Raw genomic sequence first — 17,375 nt, 5'->3', positions numbered from 1 at the left:
GGCGGGGGCGGGGGCGGGGGCGGGGACGGGAGCGGGAGCGGGAGCGGGGAGGGCGGTGCGCGGAGCCTCCCGGGAGGGGCGGCCGCCGCTGCCGCCCGACTGGGCCCGGCCGGTGTTCGAACCCTGAGCGGTGCGCGGCCGCGCAGCGGTACGGGACCTCCACCACCGCCGAGTCCAGGGCCGCCGCGCAGGCCGCGACCACCGTCGACCCGGCGCCCTGCTGGGCCCAGCACCGCATCGACGGCTGACCGGACGCCAGTGGTTCCCGGCCGGTCCCGCCCCCTGGACGCTAGCGGTTCCGGGGTCCCGGCCGGTCCGCCGTCGGCCCCTGCCCGGCGGCGGTACCGGGCGGGGCCGCGCCGTGGCGCCGGGAGCGGCGGGCGAGCAGCGCGCCCAGCAGACCGGCCAGCGCGCCCCAGCCCGCGGCGATCGGCACCGCCGTCAGCAGGTCCGGCTCCAGCACCGTCCGGCCCCCGCCGCCCAGGCCCAGCAGCGACAACCCGAACACCGCCGACACCCGCGTCACCAGCCCGACCGCCAGCACCGCCAGCGCCAGCACCACCGCCCACTGCGCGGCCGACCGCCACACCGGCAGCACCGGACGCGTCCGGGCCACCGACACCGCACCCGCCGCCAGCACCAGCAGCGCCGCCAGCGGCAGCAGCAGCCACGCCCAGCCGTTCTGCTCCGCCAACGCGCCCAGGTCCAGCGTCACGTCCTGCCCGGAACGCAGCACCGCCGCCAGCGGGTGCGGGAACGGCAGGCCCAGACTGTTCGTGACGTGGCCGTGCCAGGACGCGCCCAGGCCCACGCCGAACGCCAACCAGGCCAGGTTCGGCAGCCCCAGGAAGACCACCGCCAACGTCTCCCGCGGCTCGCTCCCCGTCACCACCGCCACCAGACCCCCCACCAGCGCCAGCACCACGTACACCAGCAGCAGCACCAGCACCGCGTGCACCGTCGGCCGCAGCGTGCCGTGCCAGCGCACCAGGGCGGTCGGCAACGGCGCCCGGCGCGAAGCCGCCAGCGCCAACAGCACCACCACCGCCAACCACAGCAGGCCGAAACCCACCGCCGGACCGGGATCCACCCGGAACCCCACCACCGGCGCCGCACCGAACGCCCCGCCCAACTCGTCGAGCAGCGGCTCACCCGTCGACACCGTGAAGGAGTGCCGCGCCGCCGCCGACAGCAGCAGCACCGCCACCACCCAGCAGGCCGCCAGCGCCAGTACCCGGGCCAGCAGCAACCGCCCGCCCACCACCGCGTGCCGACGCAACGGACGCAGGAACAGGTACGCCGCCACCAGCGCCCCCACCAGCGTCACCGACAACGGCATCGCCGCGATCCCGCCCTGCGCGGCCGCCACGAAGGCCGCACCGCCCTCCAACTGCGCCGGCGCGCCCAGCGCCATCAGCAGCGTCGCCGCCAGCACCGGGCCGAAACCGCCGCCCGGCAGTTCGTCCGCGCCCGCCAGCCACAGGCCGAGCGCAGCCACCACCGCCATCGCCGCGAGCGACCCCGCCACCGTCACCAGCGCGGAGACCACGACGGCCACGGGCGCGGACAGCCGATCGGACGGGGAGGAGGGCGCAGGGGAGCGCGGTGGCGAGGGTTGGCGGGGGTTCGCAGGAGTGGCGGCACCAGACACGCGCCTCACCGGCCCTTCGAGCGCTTCCCCGGCGTCGGCCCGGACCGGCCGACCTTTCCAGCTTCCGACAGGGCGCGACGGACGGCGAGTCGCCGCAGACGGGAGTGCCTCGGGCGGTGGGGCGGCCGGGTCCGGGGAGCCCGGGTTGCGGAGGGGCGGGTTCGGAGGGGCGCGTTCGGAGGGGCGGGCGGACAATGGTGGGTGCGCACGTGGACTCGGGGGAGTCCGACCGGGAGGCAGTCCCGTGACCGAGCAGCCGACGCCCCGGCAGCCTGAAGAACCCGAACCCGAACCCGAACCCGGGCTCGAAGGACCGGGCAACGAGAACGGCGATGCCCAGGCCCCGCCGCCACACCGCCCCACCGAGCTGGTGGACGGTTCGGCCGGGCCGCCGACCGAGCTGGTGGAGCGGGCGAGCGGTGCGGACGGGCCCGGTGCGGGGAGCGGGGGCGGAGCGCCGGCCGGGGCGCCGCAGCCCACGGAGGTGGTGCGGCCGCCGACCGGGAGCGGGGCGGGCGGTGCGGCGCCGGTCGGAGGCGCGTTCGGCGTCGGTGTCGGTGGTGCGGCGGCTTCCGGGGGCGAGGCCGGGCCGGCGGGGCCGCCGTCCGGGCCGCTGTCGGCGGGCGGGCTGCGTCCGTCGGCCGCTTCGGGGAGTTCGGCCGCTTCGGGGAGTTCGGAGGCTGCGGGGGGTTCGGGCAGCGGGGTGCCACCGGGCGGTGGCGGAGCCTCGGCCGGGGGCGGGCCGCCGAGCGGCGGACGGCCGACGGCCGGGGGCGGGGCGTCGTCCGGTGACGGCGGGGGAGGGGGGAGGCCGTGGTGGCGGAGGGGGCCGGTGCTCGCCGGGGCGGTCCTCGTCGCCGGGCTGGGCATCGCACTCGGCGTGGTCGCCACCGGCGGCTCGGGCGGCGGCAGCAGTGCGCAGGCCGTCGAGATGCAGCCGGTGTCCGCCTCCGGGCAGGAGCCCTTCACGGACTCGGTCGCCAACGGCAGTGCGCCCGCCTCGGCCTCCCCCAGCGGCGCCACCTCGGCCGCGGGTTCCGCCCAGTCCCCGACCGTCGGGAGCCCGACCGCGTCCGGCGGCACCGTGAACGGCGACCAGCCCGGCCTGTACGGCGGGACCCGAGAGGTCGCCAGCTGCGACGTGCCGAAGCTCTCCGCGTACCTCGCCGCCAACACCGACAAGGCCCGGGCCTGGGCCGGCGTCGAGGGCATCGACAGCTCGCAGATCAACGGCTACCTCAGCGGACTGACGCCCGTGGTGCTCCGCCAGGACACCCGGGTCACCAACCACGGCTACGAGAACGGGCAGGCCACCCCCTACCAGGCCGTCCTGCAGTCCGGGACGGCCGTGCTGGTCGACAACCAGGGCGTGCCGCGGGTGCGCTGCGCCTGCGGCAACCCGCTGACGCCGCCGAGCGGTACGGGCGGCACGTACACCGGGACGGCCTGGTCCTCGTTCCACCCGGACGGGGTGGTGACGGTGCAGCCCGCACCGGCGCCGGTGAACCGGATCGTGCTGGTGGACCAGGCGACGGGCCGTCAGTTCGACCGCCCCGCGGGCGGGACGGGCGGAACCGACGGGTCGGCCTCGCCCGGCGCGTCCGGCTCGGGTCCGTCCGGCAGCCAGTCCGGGACGGGCAAGCCCTCCGGGGGCTCCTCCTCGGCCCCCGCCTCCGGGGCGTCCTCGGCGCCCGGGTCCGGCGGCGGCTCGGGCTCGCCCGGCCACTCCGGCTCGTCCGGTCCGGCCGGCTCGCCGGGCGGCGGCGCGGGCTCGGGCTCGGGCGGGGCGTCGGGGAACGGGAGTTCGGCCGGGTCCGCCGGGGCGCCCGCGGGTGCCTCGCAGGCGCCGGGCACGCCGTGACGAGGTCCGGTGTCCGGCTTCCGGTGTCCTGCGGTGCAGTGGTCGCCTCCTGCGGTCGGGTGCGGGTGCGGGTACGGGTGCCGGCTGTGCGGGCGGTGCACGGCCGGGGCGGGGTCAGCGGCGCAGGTAGCGGAGCAGCATGACGCCACTGTCGAAGGTGCGCCTCTCGGCGAGCACCAGGTCGGTGCGGGTGTCGGAGGGCGGGAACAGCGGGCGGCCGCGGCCCAGCACCACCGGGTGGACGTAGAGGCTGTACTCGTCGATCAGGTCCAGCCGGCGGAGTTCGGCGGCGAGGACGGCGCCGCCGACGGCCAGATCGGATGCGGAGGAGGACTTGAGCGCGGTGATCTCCCGGGGGTCGACGGTGCGGGCGATCGTGGTGTTCCAGTCGGCGTGGTCGAGGGTGCGGGAGAAGACCGTCTTCGGCATCTCCCGCCAGATCCGGGCGAACTCGACCACCGGCGGGGTACTGGTCGGGTCCTGGTCGGCGGTGGGCCAGTAGTCGGCCATCAGTTGGTACGTGACGCGGCCGTCGAGGAAGCCGCTCATCGCGGCCAGTCGGCGGTTGAAGTGCTCGTGCAGCTCGTCGTCGATGAGCTGCCAGCCCAGCTCGCCGTCGGGACCGGCGAAACAGCCGTCGATCGACACGGACATCATCAACACCAGGTCGGACATCGAAACCTCCGGGACCAGCGGCGGTCAAGGGCGCGGGTCACGCTACTCGCGCCCGGCACCCGGACGGCGGAAGCGGAGGGCGGCGGGTGCGCGTGCCGCGGAAAAGCATCCATCGGTTGACACCGGGGTCAACCGATCGTCTGACGGGTCGTCTGACACCGGGGTCAACCGATCGTCTGACGGGTCGTCAACCGATCGGTGTGCGAACGGCATCCGATCGTCGGGTGGGTGGGCGACGGGGGCCGGGCACACTCTTCTCAACAGGAGACAGAAGGTACGGACGGTGCCGATCGGGCACCGCTGTCGAAAGGGGACCGACATGCGCGAGGTGCACGAGGTGCGCGGGGCGGGCGAGCTGCGCGCGGGGAGCGGACCGCACGGTGCGGGCGGCCTGCAGGCGCTGTTGGACCGCTGGGTCGCAGCCGGGGCGGTGCCCGGGGCGGTCGCCCTGGTCGCCCGCGAGGGGCAGGTCGAGACGGCCGCCGCGGGCGAGTTGGGCAGGGAGTCGCCGGTGCGGATCGCCTCGGTGGGCAAGCCCGTCACGGCCGCGGCGGTGCTCCAGTTGGTCGACGACGGGGTGCTCGCGCTGGACGACCCGGTCGAGCGCTGGCTGCCGGAGCTGGCCGACCGGCGCGTGGTGCGGGCCCCGGGCGCCCCGGTGACGGACACCGTCCCGGCCGACCGGCCGTTCACGGTGCGGGACGTGCTGGAGTCGCGGGCCGGCTACGGCTTCCCGGCGGACTTCACCCTGCCCGCGCTGGCCCCGCTGGTCACGGAGCTCGGGCAGGGGCCGCCGCAGCCGCAGCAGGTCGTCCCGCCCGAGGAGTGGACGGCCCTCCTGGCGGGGATCCCGATGCTCCACCAGCCCGGCGAGGCCTGGCTGTACAACACCTGCTCGGACATCCAGGGCGTCCTGGTCGCCAGGGCGACCGGCCAACCGCTCGACCAGGTGCTGGAGGAGCGGCTGTTCGACCCCCTGGGCATGCCCGACACGGCCTTCCACGCGCCACCCGGCCGCCTGGGCCCGCTGTACCGTCCGACCCCCGACGGCACGCTGGAGGTGGCCGACCCACCGGACGGCCAGTGGAGCACCCCGCCCCCGTTCCCGTCCGGGGCCGGCGGCCTGGTGTCCACGCTCGACGACGTGTTCACGTTCCTGCGGATGCTGCGCGCGGGCGGCCGCGCCGAGGACGGGCGGCGGGTGCTCTCCTTCGGCGCGGTGCGGCTGATGACCACCGACCACCTGACGGAGCGCCAGCGTGCGGACAGCGAACTCTTCCTGGAGGGGCAGGGCTGGGGGTACGGCGGCTCGGTGGACGTGGCCCGCCGCGAGCCGTGGAACGTACCGGGCCGCTACGGCTGGGTCGGCGGCACCGGCACCGCAGCGCACGTGGTGCGGTCGACCGGGCTGGTGACGGTGCTCCTCACCCAGCGGGAGATGACCAGCCCCACCCCGCCGCCGCTGATGCGGGAGTTCTGGCGCTACGCGGCGGACGGCTGAGCGCCGTCCGGGCCCGCCGGGGCAGCGGGCGCGTCGGCCGGAGCGGTGCCGGTCGGGCGGTAGCTCGACCCGTCCCGGGTGCGGGTCAGCAGCAGGGCCTCGACCAGGTAGCGGCGGAGCATGGAGGTGTCGGGGTGGACGGTGAGCAGGGCCTCGTTGACCTCCTGCTCGGTGTACGAGCGCTCGGGGTCGAAGAGGGTGCGCGCGAGGTGTTCGAGCAGGGCGGTGCGGCGGGCCGGCTTGCGCGGGATCGACGTCAGACGGCCATCGGTGAAGAACGCGGCGAGGGTGGCCGGCGGTTCGTGAGCAGACATGACAGGCAGCCTGTCAGGGCGGTTACCGGGAGACAAACGGATTACCGGACGGGGTGTCGGTCCGTCGAACCGGGCCGACACCCCGCAGGAGAGGAGGAACGGATGGGGACGGTCACCCCGGGGCAGGGCCGGTCCCGGCGGGCGCGGACCGGAGGGAGGGTTGTGGCCGAACCGCAACGTGCCGGGGGCGGTGAACGCGGAGGACGGCTGGCGATGATGACCGGTACGGGAGACGGGGAGAGGACGGGGGAAGGGCGTGGAGGACGGAACGGGCCGCAGCAGGTACGTGGACCTGCTGCGCGCGGGGGCGATCGTGCTGGTGGTGCTCGGCCACTGGCTGATCACCGCCCTGGTGCGGGAACCCGACGGGGCCTTGACGGCACCCGAGTTGATGGTGACCGTGCCGTGGACGCAGTGGCTGACCCTGGGCTTCCAGATCATGCCGGTGTTCTTCCTGGCCGGGGGCTACGCGGCAGCCGGTTCCTGGGAGCGCTGCCGGGCCGGGGGCGGGACGGCAGCGGGCTGGATCCGCGGCCGGGCCCTTCGGTTGCTGCTGCCCACCGCCGCGTACCTGGTGCCGACCCTGGGCGGCCTGGCGGTCGCAGGGGCGTGCGGGGCCGATCCGGCGCTGCTCGGCATGGTCGGGTGGGCCCTGGCGATGCAGTTCTGGTTCCTGCCCGTCTACCTGGCGATCAGCGCGCTGACGCCCTGGCTGGCCGCACTGCACCGGCATTGGGGCTTGGGCTCGGTCGCGGTCCTCGCCGCCGCGGGGGCGGGTGTCGACCTGCTGGTGCTCGGCGCGGACACCGGCTGGGCGGACCGCGTCGGCCTGCTGAACTACCTGCTGGTCTGGGCCGTCGCCTACCAACTCGGCCTCGCCTGGCGGGAGGGCGGCCCGACGGCCCGTCCGGCGTTCGCGGCGGCGCTGACCGCGGGCGGCGTCGCCGGGTACGCGGCACTGGTCGGGTTCGGGCCGTTCCCGGTCAGCCTGGTCCTGGTCAGCGGCGAGGGGGTCTCGAACACCGACCCGCCGTCACTGGCGATGCTGGCCTGGCTGGCCGCCCAGTGCGGCCTGTGCCTGCTGCTCGCCCCGCACGCCGAGCGGGCCCTGCGGGCCCGGCGGCGGGCGGGCCGCCTGGTCGAACCGCTCGGCCGGGTCAGCATGTCGCTGTACCTCTGGCACATGGTGCCCGTGCTGGCCGCCGGAGCAGCCTTCTACCTCACCGACCTGGCCCCCGAACCGGAGGTCGGCTCGGCGCCCTGGTGGGCCTGGCGGCCGGTGTGGGTGCTACTGCTGGCAGCGTTGCTCGGCGGGCTGCTGGTCGTGCTCCGCCCGGTCGACGGCCTGCTGCTGCGCCTGGCCCGGCGCCTGCGACCACAGGCCCGGACCGCGGGCCCGGGCCGGGCCGTCGTCCTGCTCGCGGGGCTGGCAGCCGCGGGCTGGGCGCTGGCCCGCTGGGCGGTCCTCGGCCTTGCCCGCGACGGAGCGCCGGACCTGCCGGTGCTGCTCGCCTTCGCAGCCGGCACGGCCCTGGTCGCCGGTGCGGCGGGCCGGTGGGCGGGCGCGGGGGCTGCTGACCGCCCGGCCGGTGCGGGGGTGCAGCCGGACGGGGCGGTGGAGCAGGTGGGGTGAGCCGAGCGGGGCGGCCTACCGGAGCGGCCTACCGGAGCAGGGAGAGGCGGAACTCGACGGAGCGGTGGGTGCTGCGGTAGCCCAGGGCGCGGTTGACCGCCAGCATGCCGGTGTTGTGGGCGGCGGTGTCGGTGAGCAGCCCGGTGATCCCGGGGTGCTCGGCCCGCGTCCAGCGGATCGCCTCGGCCTTCATCGCCCGGGCAAGGCCGCGCCTGCGGTGGGCGGGTTGGACGGCGGTGCCGTAGTGCTGGGCGTCGCCGGAGCGGTCGGCGGGGAGCACCAGTTCGCTGAAGCCGACCAGTTCACCGGTGGCGGTCTCCAGCGCCGCGACGGTGTGCAGCAGTTCGCCCCGGTCGGCGACCGCCCGGGCCGCGGCCAGCACCCGGTCCTCGTCCCAGAGGACCGTGCCGAATACCGCGTCGCCCATCGGCATGTCGTCCATGGCGGTGCGCGAGCGGGCGAAGGCGGACAACCGCTCCCTGGGGCAGCTGCCGACCCAGGAGACCAGCCGGTAGCCGGGCGGGAGTTCGACACCAGGAGCAGGAGCAGGAGCAGGAGCAGGAGCAGGGGCAGTGGCCAGGTCCAGTCGGCCGAAGTCGAGGACGAGGGCCCGTTCGAAGCCGCGGGCGGAGAGGAATGCGTCGCCCGGGGAGCCCTCGACGGCCTGGGCGAGCAGCGAGCCGCGCCCGTCCTCCCGGGCCGCGGCCACGGCGGCCGCGAGCAGCGCCGACCCCGCTCCGCGCCGCCGCTCGGCGGGGTGGACGTCCAGGGCGAGTTCGCACAGGTGGGCCTGGCCGGGGGAGGTGAACAGCCGGAGGAAGGCACTGCCGAGCGGGGTGCCGTCAGGGGCGGCGGCCAGCCAGGCGAGACGGCGCGAGAGGGGGCTCGCAGCAGGGTCGGTGAGGGCGGTCAGGCGGAAGGTCACGGGCAGCGGGCTCCAGGGCGGACGGGACGGACGGGCACGCGCCACCGAAGCAGGTCCGGCCGTCCGGGGCAATCGGATTTCGGAACCGGGGAAGGAGGGCGGGGTGGCAGGGGAACTGATGGCCAGTCATCTCGCATGCAGGAAAGATTTTCTGACGATTGATCAGGAAACAGTGACACCCGCGCGGACACTGGTGTGCCCGGGCCGGGGGCGGGATCATCGTCGCTGTGGCGGACCGGTCCGCGCGCGGCGGGCCGGGTGGCGGAGGTGGTGGGCGGATGACCGAGGCACGGCTCACGGTGGAGCGGCTGCGGAGCTTGGTGGCCGAGGGCGCGGTGGAGACGGTCGTGCTGGCCGTCACCGACATGCAGGGCCGGTTGCAGGGCAAACGCCTGGACGCCGGGTACTTCCTCACCGAGGTGCTGACCGGCGGCGCCGAGGGCTGCGGCTACCTGCTGGCGGTGGACGTGGAGATGAACACCGTCGACGGCTACACCGTCTCCTCCTGGGAGAGCGGCTACGGGGACCTGGTCTTCGCTCCCGACCTCGCCACCCTGCGGATGGTGCCCTGGCACCCGGCCACCGCCATGGTCCAGTGCGACCTCGCCCACCACGACGGCACTCCGGTCGCGGTCTCGCCCCGCCAGGTGCTGCGCCGCCAACTGGAACGGCTGGCGGGCTACGGCTGGGGCGCGTACGTGGGCACCGAGCTGGAGTTCATGGTGTTCCGGGACAGCTACGAGCACGCCTGGGAGAAGCACTACCAGGACCTCACGCCCGTCAACCAGTACAACGTCGACTACTCGATCCTCGGCACCGCCCGGATCGAACCGCTGCTGCGCCGCCTGCGCACCGGCATGGCCGGGGCCGGGCTGACCGTGGAGTCCGCGAAGGGCGAGTGCAACCTCGGGCAGCACGAGATCGCGTTCCGCTACGCCGACGCGCTGACCACCTGCGACGACCACGCGGTCTACAAGACCGGCGCCAAGGAGATCGCCGCGCAGGAGGGCGTCAGCCTCACCTTCATGGCCAAGTACGACGAGCGCGAGGGCAACTCCTGCCACGTGCACCTGAGCCTGCGCGACGAGCGGGGCCGCCCGGTGTTCCCCGGTGAGGGCCCGCACGGCTTCTCCCGGACGATGGAGCACTTCCTGGCCGGGCAGCTCGCCTGCCTCGACCGGTTCGCGCTGCTGCTCGCCCCGACCGTCAACTCCTACAAGCGCTACGTACCGGGCAGCTTCGCCCCCACCGCGATCGCCTGGGGCCGCGACAACCGGACGTGCGCGCTGCGGGTGGTCGGGCACGGGGCCTCGCTGCGGTTCGAGAACCGGGTGCCCGGCGGCGACGTCAACCCGTACCTGGCGGTGGCCGCGCTGATCGCGGCCGGGCTGCACGGGGTGGAGCACCAGCTGCCGCTCGAGGCCGAGTTCACCGGCAACGCCTACGCCTCCGACGCGCCCCGGGTGCCCGCGACGCTGCGCGAGGCGGTCGACCGGTTCGAGGGCAGCGAGGCCGCCACCGAGGCGTTCGGCAAGGACGTCGTGCGGCACTACGTCCACGCCGGGCGGGTCGAACTCGCCGCGTACGACGCCGCGGTGACCGACTGGGAGCGCCGCCGCGGCTTCGAACGGCTGTGAGGCGCGCACGGGACGAGCACGACACGAGCACGAGGAGGAGCAGGTGACCGAGGGGTCCGAGCCGTACCAGGTGGTCAATCCCGCCACCGAGGAGGTGATCGCCACCGTCGAGCTGGCCGACCTGGCCGCGACCGACGCCGCGATCGCCCGGGCCGGGGCGGCGTTCGAGGGCTGGCGGAACGTGGCGCCCGGCGACCGGGCCCGGCTGCTGCGCCGCTTCGCCGCCGAGGTCGACGCCGAGCGCGAGCAACTGGCCCTCCTGGAGGTCGCCAATGCCGGGCACACCATCGGCAACGCCCGCTGGGAGGCCGGCAACGCCCGGGACGTGATCGAGTACTACGCGGGCGCGCCCGAGCGGCTGTTCGGCCGCCAGATCCCGGTCGCCGGCGGTCTCGACGTCACCTTCCACGAGCCGCTGGGCGTGGTCGGCGTGATCGTCCCGTGGAACTTCCCGCTGCCGATCGCGGCCTGGGCGCTGGCCCCCGCGCTGGCCGCCGGGAACACCGTCATCGTCAAACCGGCCGAGCTCACCCCGCTCACCGCGCTGCGGCTGGCCGAACTCGCGCTGCGCGCGGGCCTGCCCGAGGGCGTGCTGCAGGTGCTGCCCGGCCGCGGGCCGGTGGTCGGGCAGCGCTTCGTCACCCACCCCGGCGTCCGCAAGGTGGTGTTCACCGGTTCCACCGCCGTCGGCAGGTCGGTGATGGCGGGCTGCGCCGCCCAGGTCAAACCCGTCACGCTGGAACTCGGCGGCAAGAGCGCCAACATCGTCTTCGCCGACGCCGACCTGGACAAGGCCGCCGCCACCGCCCCCTACGCGGTCTTCGACAACGCCGGGCAGGACTGCTGCGCGCGCTCCCGGATCCTGGTCGAGGCGAGCGTGCACGAGGAGTTCCTGGAGCGGTTGGAGCGCGCGGTCCGCGGGGTGCGGGTCGGCGACCCGGCGGACGAGAAGACCGAGATGGGGCCGCTGATCTCGGCCGCGCACCGGGCCCGGGTGGCGTCCTACGTGGACGGCGACACCGAGGTGGCGTTCCGCGGCAGCGCGCCCGAGGGGCCGGGCTTCTGGTACCCGCCGACGGTGCTGGCGCCGATCGCCCCCGACCACCGGGCGTTCACCGAGGAGGTGTTCGGCCCGGTGGTCGCGGTGGTCCCGTTCCGCGGCGAGAGCGACGCGGTGCGGATCGCCAACGCCACCGAGTACGGCCTGTCCGGGTCGATCTGGACCAGGGACGTGGGCCGGGCGCTGCGCGTCGCCCGGGCGGTGGAGGCGGGCAACCTGTCCGTCAACTCGCACTCCTCGGTGCGCTACTGGACGCCCTTCGGCGGTTTCAAGCAGTCCGGCCTGGGCCGCGAGCTCGGACCGGACGCCCTGCACGCCTTCACCGAGACCAAGAACGTCTTCATCGCCACGGAGGAATGAACCACATGAGCAAGCGACTTGACGGCCGGGTGGCGGTCGTCACCGGCGCGGGCAGCGGCATCGGCCTGGCCACGGTGCGCCGCTTCGCCGCCGAGGGGGCGAAGGTGGTGTGCGCCGACATCGACGAGGAGACCGGCGCCAAGGCCGCCAACGAGGTCGGCGGCCTGTTCGTGCGCACCGACGTGACCGACGAGGAGCAGGTCCGGGCGCTGTTCGACACCGCCGTCGAGCACTACGGCAGCCTGGACGTGGCCTTCAACAACGCGGGCATCTCCCCGCCGGACGACGACTCCATCCTGGTCACCGGCCTGGAGGCGTGGAAGCGCGTCCAGGACGTCAACCTGACCTCCGTGTACCTGTGCTGCAAGTACGCGATCGGCCACATGCGGCGGCAGGGCAAGGGATCGATCATCAACACCGCGTCCTTCGTGGCGGTGATGGGCGCCGCGACCTCGCAGATCTCCTACAGCGCCTCCAAGGGCGGCGTGCTGGCGATGAGCCGGGAGCTGGGCGTGGAGTTCGCCCGCGAGGGCATCCGGGTCAACGCGCTGTGCCCCGGCCCGGTCAACACCCCGCTGCTGCAGGAGCTGTTCGCCAAGGACCCGGAGCGCGCCGCCCGCCGCCTGGTGCACATCCCGCTCGGCCGGTTCGCCGAACCCGAGGAGATCGCCGCCGCGGTGGCCTTCCTGGCCAGCGACGACTCCTCCTTCATGACCGCCAGCACCTTCCTGGTGGACGGCGGCATCTCCGGCGCGTACGTCACCCCGCTCTCCTGACGGCACCGCGGCCGGGCGGACCCCAGAGGGGTCCGCCCGGCCGCCGGAGCACCGAGGGGCGTCAGTGCGAGGAGAAGGCGTCCCCGCCGACCGCGAGGGCGTCGCCGCCGTTGCCCAGCGCGTCGCCGCCGACGGCCAGGGCCGAGCCGCACAGCGCCTCGGCGTCGCCGCCGACCGCGCCCGCGTTCCCGCCCTCGGCCCAGGCGTCCCCGCCGACCGCACCGGCGTTGCCGCCCAGCGCGCCCGCGTCCCCGCCGACGCCCAGCGCGTCGCCGCCCTCGGCCCAGGCGTCGCCGCCCACCGCGCCCGCGTCGCCGCCCTGGGCCGCCGCGTCGCCGCCGACGGCGAGCGCCCCGTGCGGGTGCATGTGGTGGCCGTGGCCGTGGCCGTGGGCGGAGGCGGTGCCCGCGGTGCCGAGCAGGGCGAGCCCGGTGAGGAGGGTGGCGGTGGTGACCTTGGCGAGGCTGGAACGCATCGAGTTCTCCAAGCTTGGCGTCGAACGCGGTGGCGCCGGACGCGGGTTGGTGCCGGACGCGACGATCATCGGCGCCCGCGGGCCCGGGCCGCACGCCGCGGGCCGGGCGGTCACCCGGCCGGGGCAAGGGCACCGCCGCGACGGGTGAGCGCGGTACCGCCGGATGCCGTACGGGGTGACGCACGGCGTTGACCCACCTGCAGCAGAAGGGAGTTGACGTTGCGTCAGTGTGATGATCGGACCGGGAGCTCCATCTCGAACCAGACCACCTTGCCGTCCCGGGTCGCCCGGCTGCCCCAGCGGTGCGCCAACTCGTTGATCAGCAGCATCCCCCGCCCGCCCTCGTCGTGCTCGCCCACCGGCCGCAGCCGCGGTTCCCGGCTGTCCGCGTCCGACACCTCCACGGTCAGCAGCGCCCCCCGGAACATCCGCAGCTGCATCGGCGAACCCGCGTGCAGCACCGCGTTCGCCAGCAGCTCGCCGGTCAGCAGCACCACCGGCTCCACCAGCGAGCCGAGCCCCCACCCGGTCAGCGTCCGCCGGGTGAACTCCCGGGCGTGCCGCAGCAGCGCCGGATCCCCGGACAGCGCCAGGGTCGCCAGCCGGTCCGCGCCGACCGGACCGGAGTGCGCCATGATCACCGCCACGTCGTCCTGCCCCAGCGTCGCCCCGAACGCCCCCAGCACCGCGTCGCAGCCCTGCTCCAGGGTCGGCTGCCGCCGGGTGACCGTCGCGCGCAGCAGCTCCAGGCCGTCGTCCAGGTCCTGCCCGCGCCGCTCCACCAGCCCGTCCGTGTACAGCACCAGCAGCCCGTCCTCGCGCAGCGGGAAGCGCACCGACTCGAACGGCACCCCGCCCACGCCCAGCGGCGCGCCCGGCGGCGGCTCCACCAGCCGGGCCTCGCCGTCCCGCTCCGAGAGCACCGGCGGCAGGTGTCCCGCGGAGGCCAGGATGCACTCCTCGTCCACCGGGTCGAACACCGCGCACACGCACGTCGCGAACTGGCCCTCGCCGAGCTGCGCGGTCGCCTCGTCCAGCCGCCGCAGCACCCGCGCCGGATCCAGGTCCAGCGTGACCAGCGTCCGGGCCACCGTCCGCAGCTGGCCCATCGTCGCGGCCGCCCGGATGCCGTGCCCCATCACGTCCCCGACGATCAGCGCCACCCGGCCGCCGGTCAGCGGCACCACGTCGAACCAGTCGCCGCCGATCTCGTCACCCACCGTCGACGGCAGGTAGCGGTGCGCGATCTCCAGCCCCGGAGTGCCGTGCACGTCCTGCGGCAGCAGGCTGCGCTGCAGCGTCAGCGCGGTGTCCCGCTCCCGCCGGTACAGCCGGGCGTTGTCGATGCACACCGCGGCCCGCGCCGCCAGCTCCTCGCCCAGCGCCTGGTCCGCCGGGGTGAACGACTCCGGGTTCGCCAGCCGCACGAACTCCACCCCGCCCAGCACCTGCCCGCGGGCCAGCAGCGGCACCATCAGGTACGAGTGGATCCCGGCGTCCAGGCCCGGCTGGACCCGGTCCTGGTGCGCGACGATCCGGCGCAGCTCGGACTCGTCCACGTGCGGCACCAGGATCGACCGGCCGGTGCGCATCGCCTGCGCGTACAGCTTGGCCGAACGGGTGGTCTCCCCGATCGGGTCCGCCGCCCCGGTCAGCAGCGTGCCGTCCTCCCCCTCGCCCACCGCGACCGCCCGCAGCGCCACCGAACCGGACTCCGGCACCGGCTCCGGGTCCTCGCCGGTCAGCACGGCCTCGCGGATGTCCACCGTCACGAAGTCCGCGAACCGCGGGATCACCACGTCCACCAGCTCCTGCGCGGTGATCGACAGGTCCAGCGTGGTGCCGATCCGGGTGGAGGCCTCGTTCAGCAGCGCCAGCCGCTGCTGGGCGGCCTCCGTGGCCTCCAGGGCCCGCTGCCGCTGCTCGGCCGCGTCCCGCTCCCGGGTGTACAGCAGCGCGTTGTCGATCGAGACCGCCGCCCGCGCCGCCAGCTCGCTCGCCAGCGCCAGGTCGGCGCGGTCGTACGGCGCCGTGCTGCGGGAGCGGAAGAACGTGGCGGTGCCGATCGCCGCGCCGCGCGCGATCAGCGGCACCACCATCAGCGAACGCACCCCCTGGGCCCGGATCTCCCCGCCGCGCACCGGGTCGTTCGCGAACCAGCTCATCGCGGCGCCGTCCGTGCGCGGCACCAGCACCGGCTTCCCGTGCGACAGCGCCCACGCGTACGGCGTGCTCGGGTGCAGCCGCTGCACGGTGCCCGCCGGGGCGATCGAGGTGATTCCGCTGTCCGGCACGGTGTGGAACGCCATCCGGCGCAGCACCGCGGACCGGTCCGCCCGGCCCGGCAGCGCGGCCGGCTCGCCCCGCACCAGGCCGTCCAGCACCTCCACCACCACGGTGTCGGCCAGGATCGGGGCGGCGGTCTCGGCCAGCTCGCGGGCCGTGGTGGCCAGGTCCAGCGTGGTGCCGATCCGGGTGGAGGCCTCGTTCAGCAGCGCCAGCCGCTGCTGGGCGGCCTCGGCGCTGGTCTCCGCCTCGAAGCGGTCGGTGATGTCCACCACCGTGGTGCTGACCCCCAGCACCGTGCCGTCCGGCTGCTCCAGCCGGAAGCTCGACACCGACCAGGCGTGCTCGCGCTCCGGGTCGGCCGCCGTCCGGCCGTGCGTCCGCAGGTCCACCAGCGGCTCGCCGTCGGCCAGGATGCGGCGCATCGTCTCCTCGGCCGTCCGGCCGTCGATCCCCGGCAGCACCTCGGACAGCCGCCGCCCCAGGTGCCGCGCCACCGGCAGCCCGTTGATCCGGGCCAGCGCCTCGTTCAGCCGGACGAAGCGCAGCTCGGTGTCGAACACGCCCATGCCGACCGGCGACTGCGTGAAGAACCCGTCCAGCACCGCCAGGTCCGCCGCCAGCCGCCGCACCTCGCTGACGTCGGACGCCACCGCCAGCACCATCGGCGAGCCGCTGCGGTCCAGCACCGGGTAGGTCCGGAAGTCGAGCCGCACCAGGTGCCCGTCCCGGTGCCGCACCGGGAACACCCCCGCCCAGGCGCGGCCGCTCAGGATCCGGGCGAACAGCTCCAGCGCCGCCGGGCGCCGCTCCGGGCCGACCAGGATGTCCGCCGCGCGCGTCCCCACCGCCCGGTCCGCCGGGAAGCCGAGCAGGGCCTCCGCGTCCGGGCTCCAGTGCAGGATCCGGCCGTCCGCCGCGATCAGCGCCGTGGCCACCGGGATCGCCAGCAGGCCGTCCGGTACCGGCGCGCCACCCGCCGCGAGCGGGGAGGTGGGGCGGGTCCGGGAAACCGTGCGCTGTTTGTCGGTGTCCATCTGGCCACCTGCCGTTCCGGGGGCGGTCACCGCCCTGCCATCGTCGCACGGCGGGCCGCCCGCGCCCAGACGGGTGACCTGCCGCTAGGGTGGGCCGGATGGACACCCGTCGGACGAGACCCCCGGTGGCGCGCGGTGGTGCGTAGGAAACCCGCCCCCGTCAGCCCGCTGCCGCAACGCGACGGCATCGATCCCGTACACGTCAAACTGCCGCTGGACGGCGCCTGGCCGACGGTGCGCGCCTACCTGGAGGAGCGCTACGGGGCCGCCGCCGGGGACGGGCGGATCGGCGCGATGCTCGCGGCCGGCGAGTTCGTCGCCGCCGACGGCCCGGTCGGCGCCGACACGCCCTACCGGCCCGGCGGCCACGTCTGGTTCCACCGCGAACCCGGACCGCCCGAGCCCGTGGTGCCCTTCCCGGTCGAGGTCCTGCACCGCGACGAGCGCATCGTGGTCGCCGACAAGCCGCACTTCCTCGCCACCACCCCGCGCGGCAGCCACGCCACCGAGACCGCCCTCGCCCGGCTGCGCCGCGACCTCGGCCTGCCCCGGCTCAGCCCCGCCCACCGCCTGGACCGGCTCACCGCGGGCGTGGTGCTGTTCGTCGCCGACCCCGCGCTGCGCGGCGCCTACCAGGGCCTGTTCGAGCGCCGCGAGGCCGTCAAGGAGTACGAGGCGGTCGCCCGGTACGAGGAGGGCGCGGCGGCCCGGCTGCCCGCCGTGGTGCGCACCCGGATCCTCAAGGACCGCGGTCGGCTCGACGCGTACGAGGTGCCCGGCGAGCCCAACGCGGAGAGCCGGATCGAACTGGCCGAGGCCCGCGGCGGCCTGGGCCGCTACCGCCTCGCCCCGCGCACCGGGCGCACCCACCAGCTGCGGGTGCACATGAACGGGCTGGGCCTGCCGATCCTGGGCGACCCGCTCTACCCCGCGGTGCTGGGCGAGGGGGACCCGGAGGACTACCGGCGCCCGCTGCAACTGCTGGCGCGCTCGCTGGAGTTCACCGACCCGCTGGACGGGCGGCGGATGCGCTTCACCAGCGGGCGGGTGCTGGCGGCCTGGCAGGACCCGGCCGGGTGGGGCGGCTGACCGCCCGTCAAGGGGCGGCCGGGGCCGCTTCGCGCGCGGTGTATTGACGGAAAGTCTAATAACTTCTACCTTCGCGGCAGTGCCACCACTCCACC

The 17,375-nt window shown here is 75.4% G+C and carries 12 protein-coding genes and 1 pseudogene; 7 read left to right on the top strand and 6 right to left on the bottom strand.

Features of this window, described 5'->3' with window-relative positions; translation table 11 throughout:
* Window positions 1-289 precede the first annotated feature (289 nt).
* Entirely contained in the window at window positions 290-1,558 is a 1,269-nt protein-coding gene (locus tag OO57_RS26690; RefSeq protein ID WP_063737650.1) for a streptophobe family protein, read from the bottom strand.
* Between the two features lie 925 nt (window positions 1,559-2,483).
* On the opposite strand from OO57_RS26690, the gene OO57_RS26685 reads away from it, so the two are divergent.
* A complete protein-coding gene (locus OO57_RS26685) occupies window positions 2,484-3,512 on the top strand; it encodes a DUF6777 domain-containing protein (protein ID WP_051778287.1) in 1,029 nt (342 codons plus the stop codon).
* A gap of 114 nt (window positions 3,513-3,626) precedes the next feature.
* On the opposite strand, the gene OO57_RS26680 is transcribed toward OO57_RS26685, so the two are convergent.
* The gene (locus OO57_RS26680) at window positions 3,627-4,187 is read right to left on the bottom strand and encodes a dihydrofolate reductase family protein (RefSeq protein WP_033255211.1); all 561 of its coding nucleotides are present in this window, start codon (window positions 4,185-4,187) and stop codon (window positions 3,627-3,629) included.
* A 319-nt stretch (window positions 4,188-4,506) separates the two neighbouring features.
* On the opposite strand from OO57_RS26680, the gene OO57_RS26675 reads away from it, so the two are divergent.
* A complete protein-coding gene (locus OO57_RS26675) occupies window positions 4,507-5,688 on the top strand; it encodes a serine hydrolase domain-containing protein (RefSeq protein WP_081973992.1) in 1,182 nt (393 codons plus the stop codon).
* Window positions 5,689-5,744: 56 nt separating this feature from the next.
* Here the strand turns inward: OO57_RS26675 and OO57_RS26670 are convergent.
* Window positions 5,745-6,002 (bottom strand): annotated as a pseudogene (locus OO57_RS26670) (DUF2087 domain-containing protein); the annotation flags it as partial.
* 256 nt (window positions 6,003-6,258) lie between these two features.
* Between OO57_RS26670 and OO57_RS26665 the strand changes: the two are divergent.
* Window positions 6,259-7,635, top strand: coding sequence for an acyltransferase family protein (locus OO57_RS26665; protein WP_081973990.1), 1,377 nt, complete (start codon window positions 6,259-6,261; stop codon window positions 7,633-7,635).
* A 28-nt stretch (window positions 7,636-7,663) separates the two neighbouring features.
* Here OO57_RS26665 and OO57_RS26660 read toward each other — a convergent pair whose 3' ends face one another.
* Window positions 7,664-8,560 carry a GNAT family N-acetyltransferase gene (locus OO57_RS26660; protein WP_081973989.1) on the bottom strand — a complete coding sequence of 299 codons (897 nt, stop codon included), beginning with the start codon at window positions 8,558-8,560 and terminating at the stop codon, window positions 7,664-7,666.
* 278 nt (window positions 8,561-8,838) lie between these two features.
* Between OO57_RS26660 and OO57_RS26655 the strand changes: the two genes are divergently transcribed.
* Genes OO57_RS26655 through OO57_RS26645 form a run of 3 tightly spaced genes read left to right on the top strand, consistent with a single transcriptional unit; the run spans window position 8,839 to window position 12,393 of the window.
* Entirely contained in the window at window positions 8,839-10,197 is a 1,359-nt protein-coding gene (locus OO57_RS26655) for a glutamine synthetase family protein (RefSeq protein ID WP_033255209.1), read from the top strand.
* A gap of 43 nt (window positions 10,198-10,240) precedes the next feature.
* Window positions 10,241-11,617 (top strand): aldehyde dehydrogenase family protein, encoded by a 1,377-nt coding sequence (locus tag OO57_RS26650; RefSeq protein WP_033255208.1) that lies wholly within the window; start codon window positions 10,241-10,243, stop codon window positions 11,615-11,617.
* Window positions 11,614-12,393 carry a 3-oxoacyl-ACP reductase gene (locus OO57_RS26645; protein WP_033255207.1) on the top strand — a complete coding sequence of 260 codons (780 nt, stop codon included), beginning with the start codon at window positions 11,614-11,616 and terminating at the stop codon, window positions 12,391-12,393. The genes OO57_RS26650 and OO57_RS26645 overlap by 4 nt, the downstream gene beginning before the upstream one ends.
* A 61-nt stretch (window positions 12,394-12,454) precedes the next feature.
* Here OO57_RS26645 and OO57_RS44135 read toward each other — a convergent pair whose 3' ends face one another.
* Together OO57_RS44135 and OO57_RS26635 are read right to left on the bottom strand one after the other, a co-directional pair.
* Window positions 12,455-12,868, bottom strand: coding sequence for a hypothetical protein (locus tag OO57_RS44135; RefSeq protein WP_033255206.1), 414 nt, complete (start codon window positions 12,866-12,868; stop codon window positions 12,455-12,457).
* Between the two features lie 224 nt (window positions 12,869-13,092).
* The gene (locus tag OO57_RS26635) at window positions 13,093-16,191 is read right to left on the bottom strand and encodes a SpoIIE family protein phosphatase (RefSeq protein WP_033255205.1); all 3,099 of its coding nucleotides are present in this window, start codon (window positions 16,189-16,191) and stop codon (window positions 13,093-13,095) included.
* 135 nt (window positions 16,192-16,326) lie between these two features.
* Here OO57_RS26635 and OO57_RS26630 point away from each other — a divergent pair, with 135 nt between their 5' ends.
* Window positions 16,327-17,280, top strand: coding sequence for a pseudouridine synthase (locus OO57_RS26630; RefSeq protein ID WP_033255204.1), 954 nt, complete (start codon window positions 16,327-16,329; stop codon window positions 17,278-17,280).
* Window positions 17,281-17,375 lie beyond the last annotated feature (95 nt).

Source organism: Kitasatospora phosalacinea (assembly GCF_000717185.1).
Classification (GTDB): domain Bacteria; phylum Actinomycetota; class Actinomycetes; order Streptomycetales; family Streptomycetaceae; genus Kitasatospora; species Kitasatospora phosalacinea_A.
This window is presented reverse-complemented; position numbering and strand designations above follow the sequence as displayed.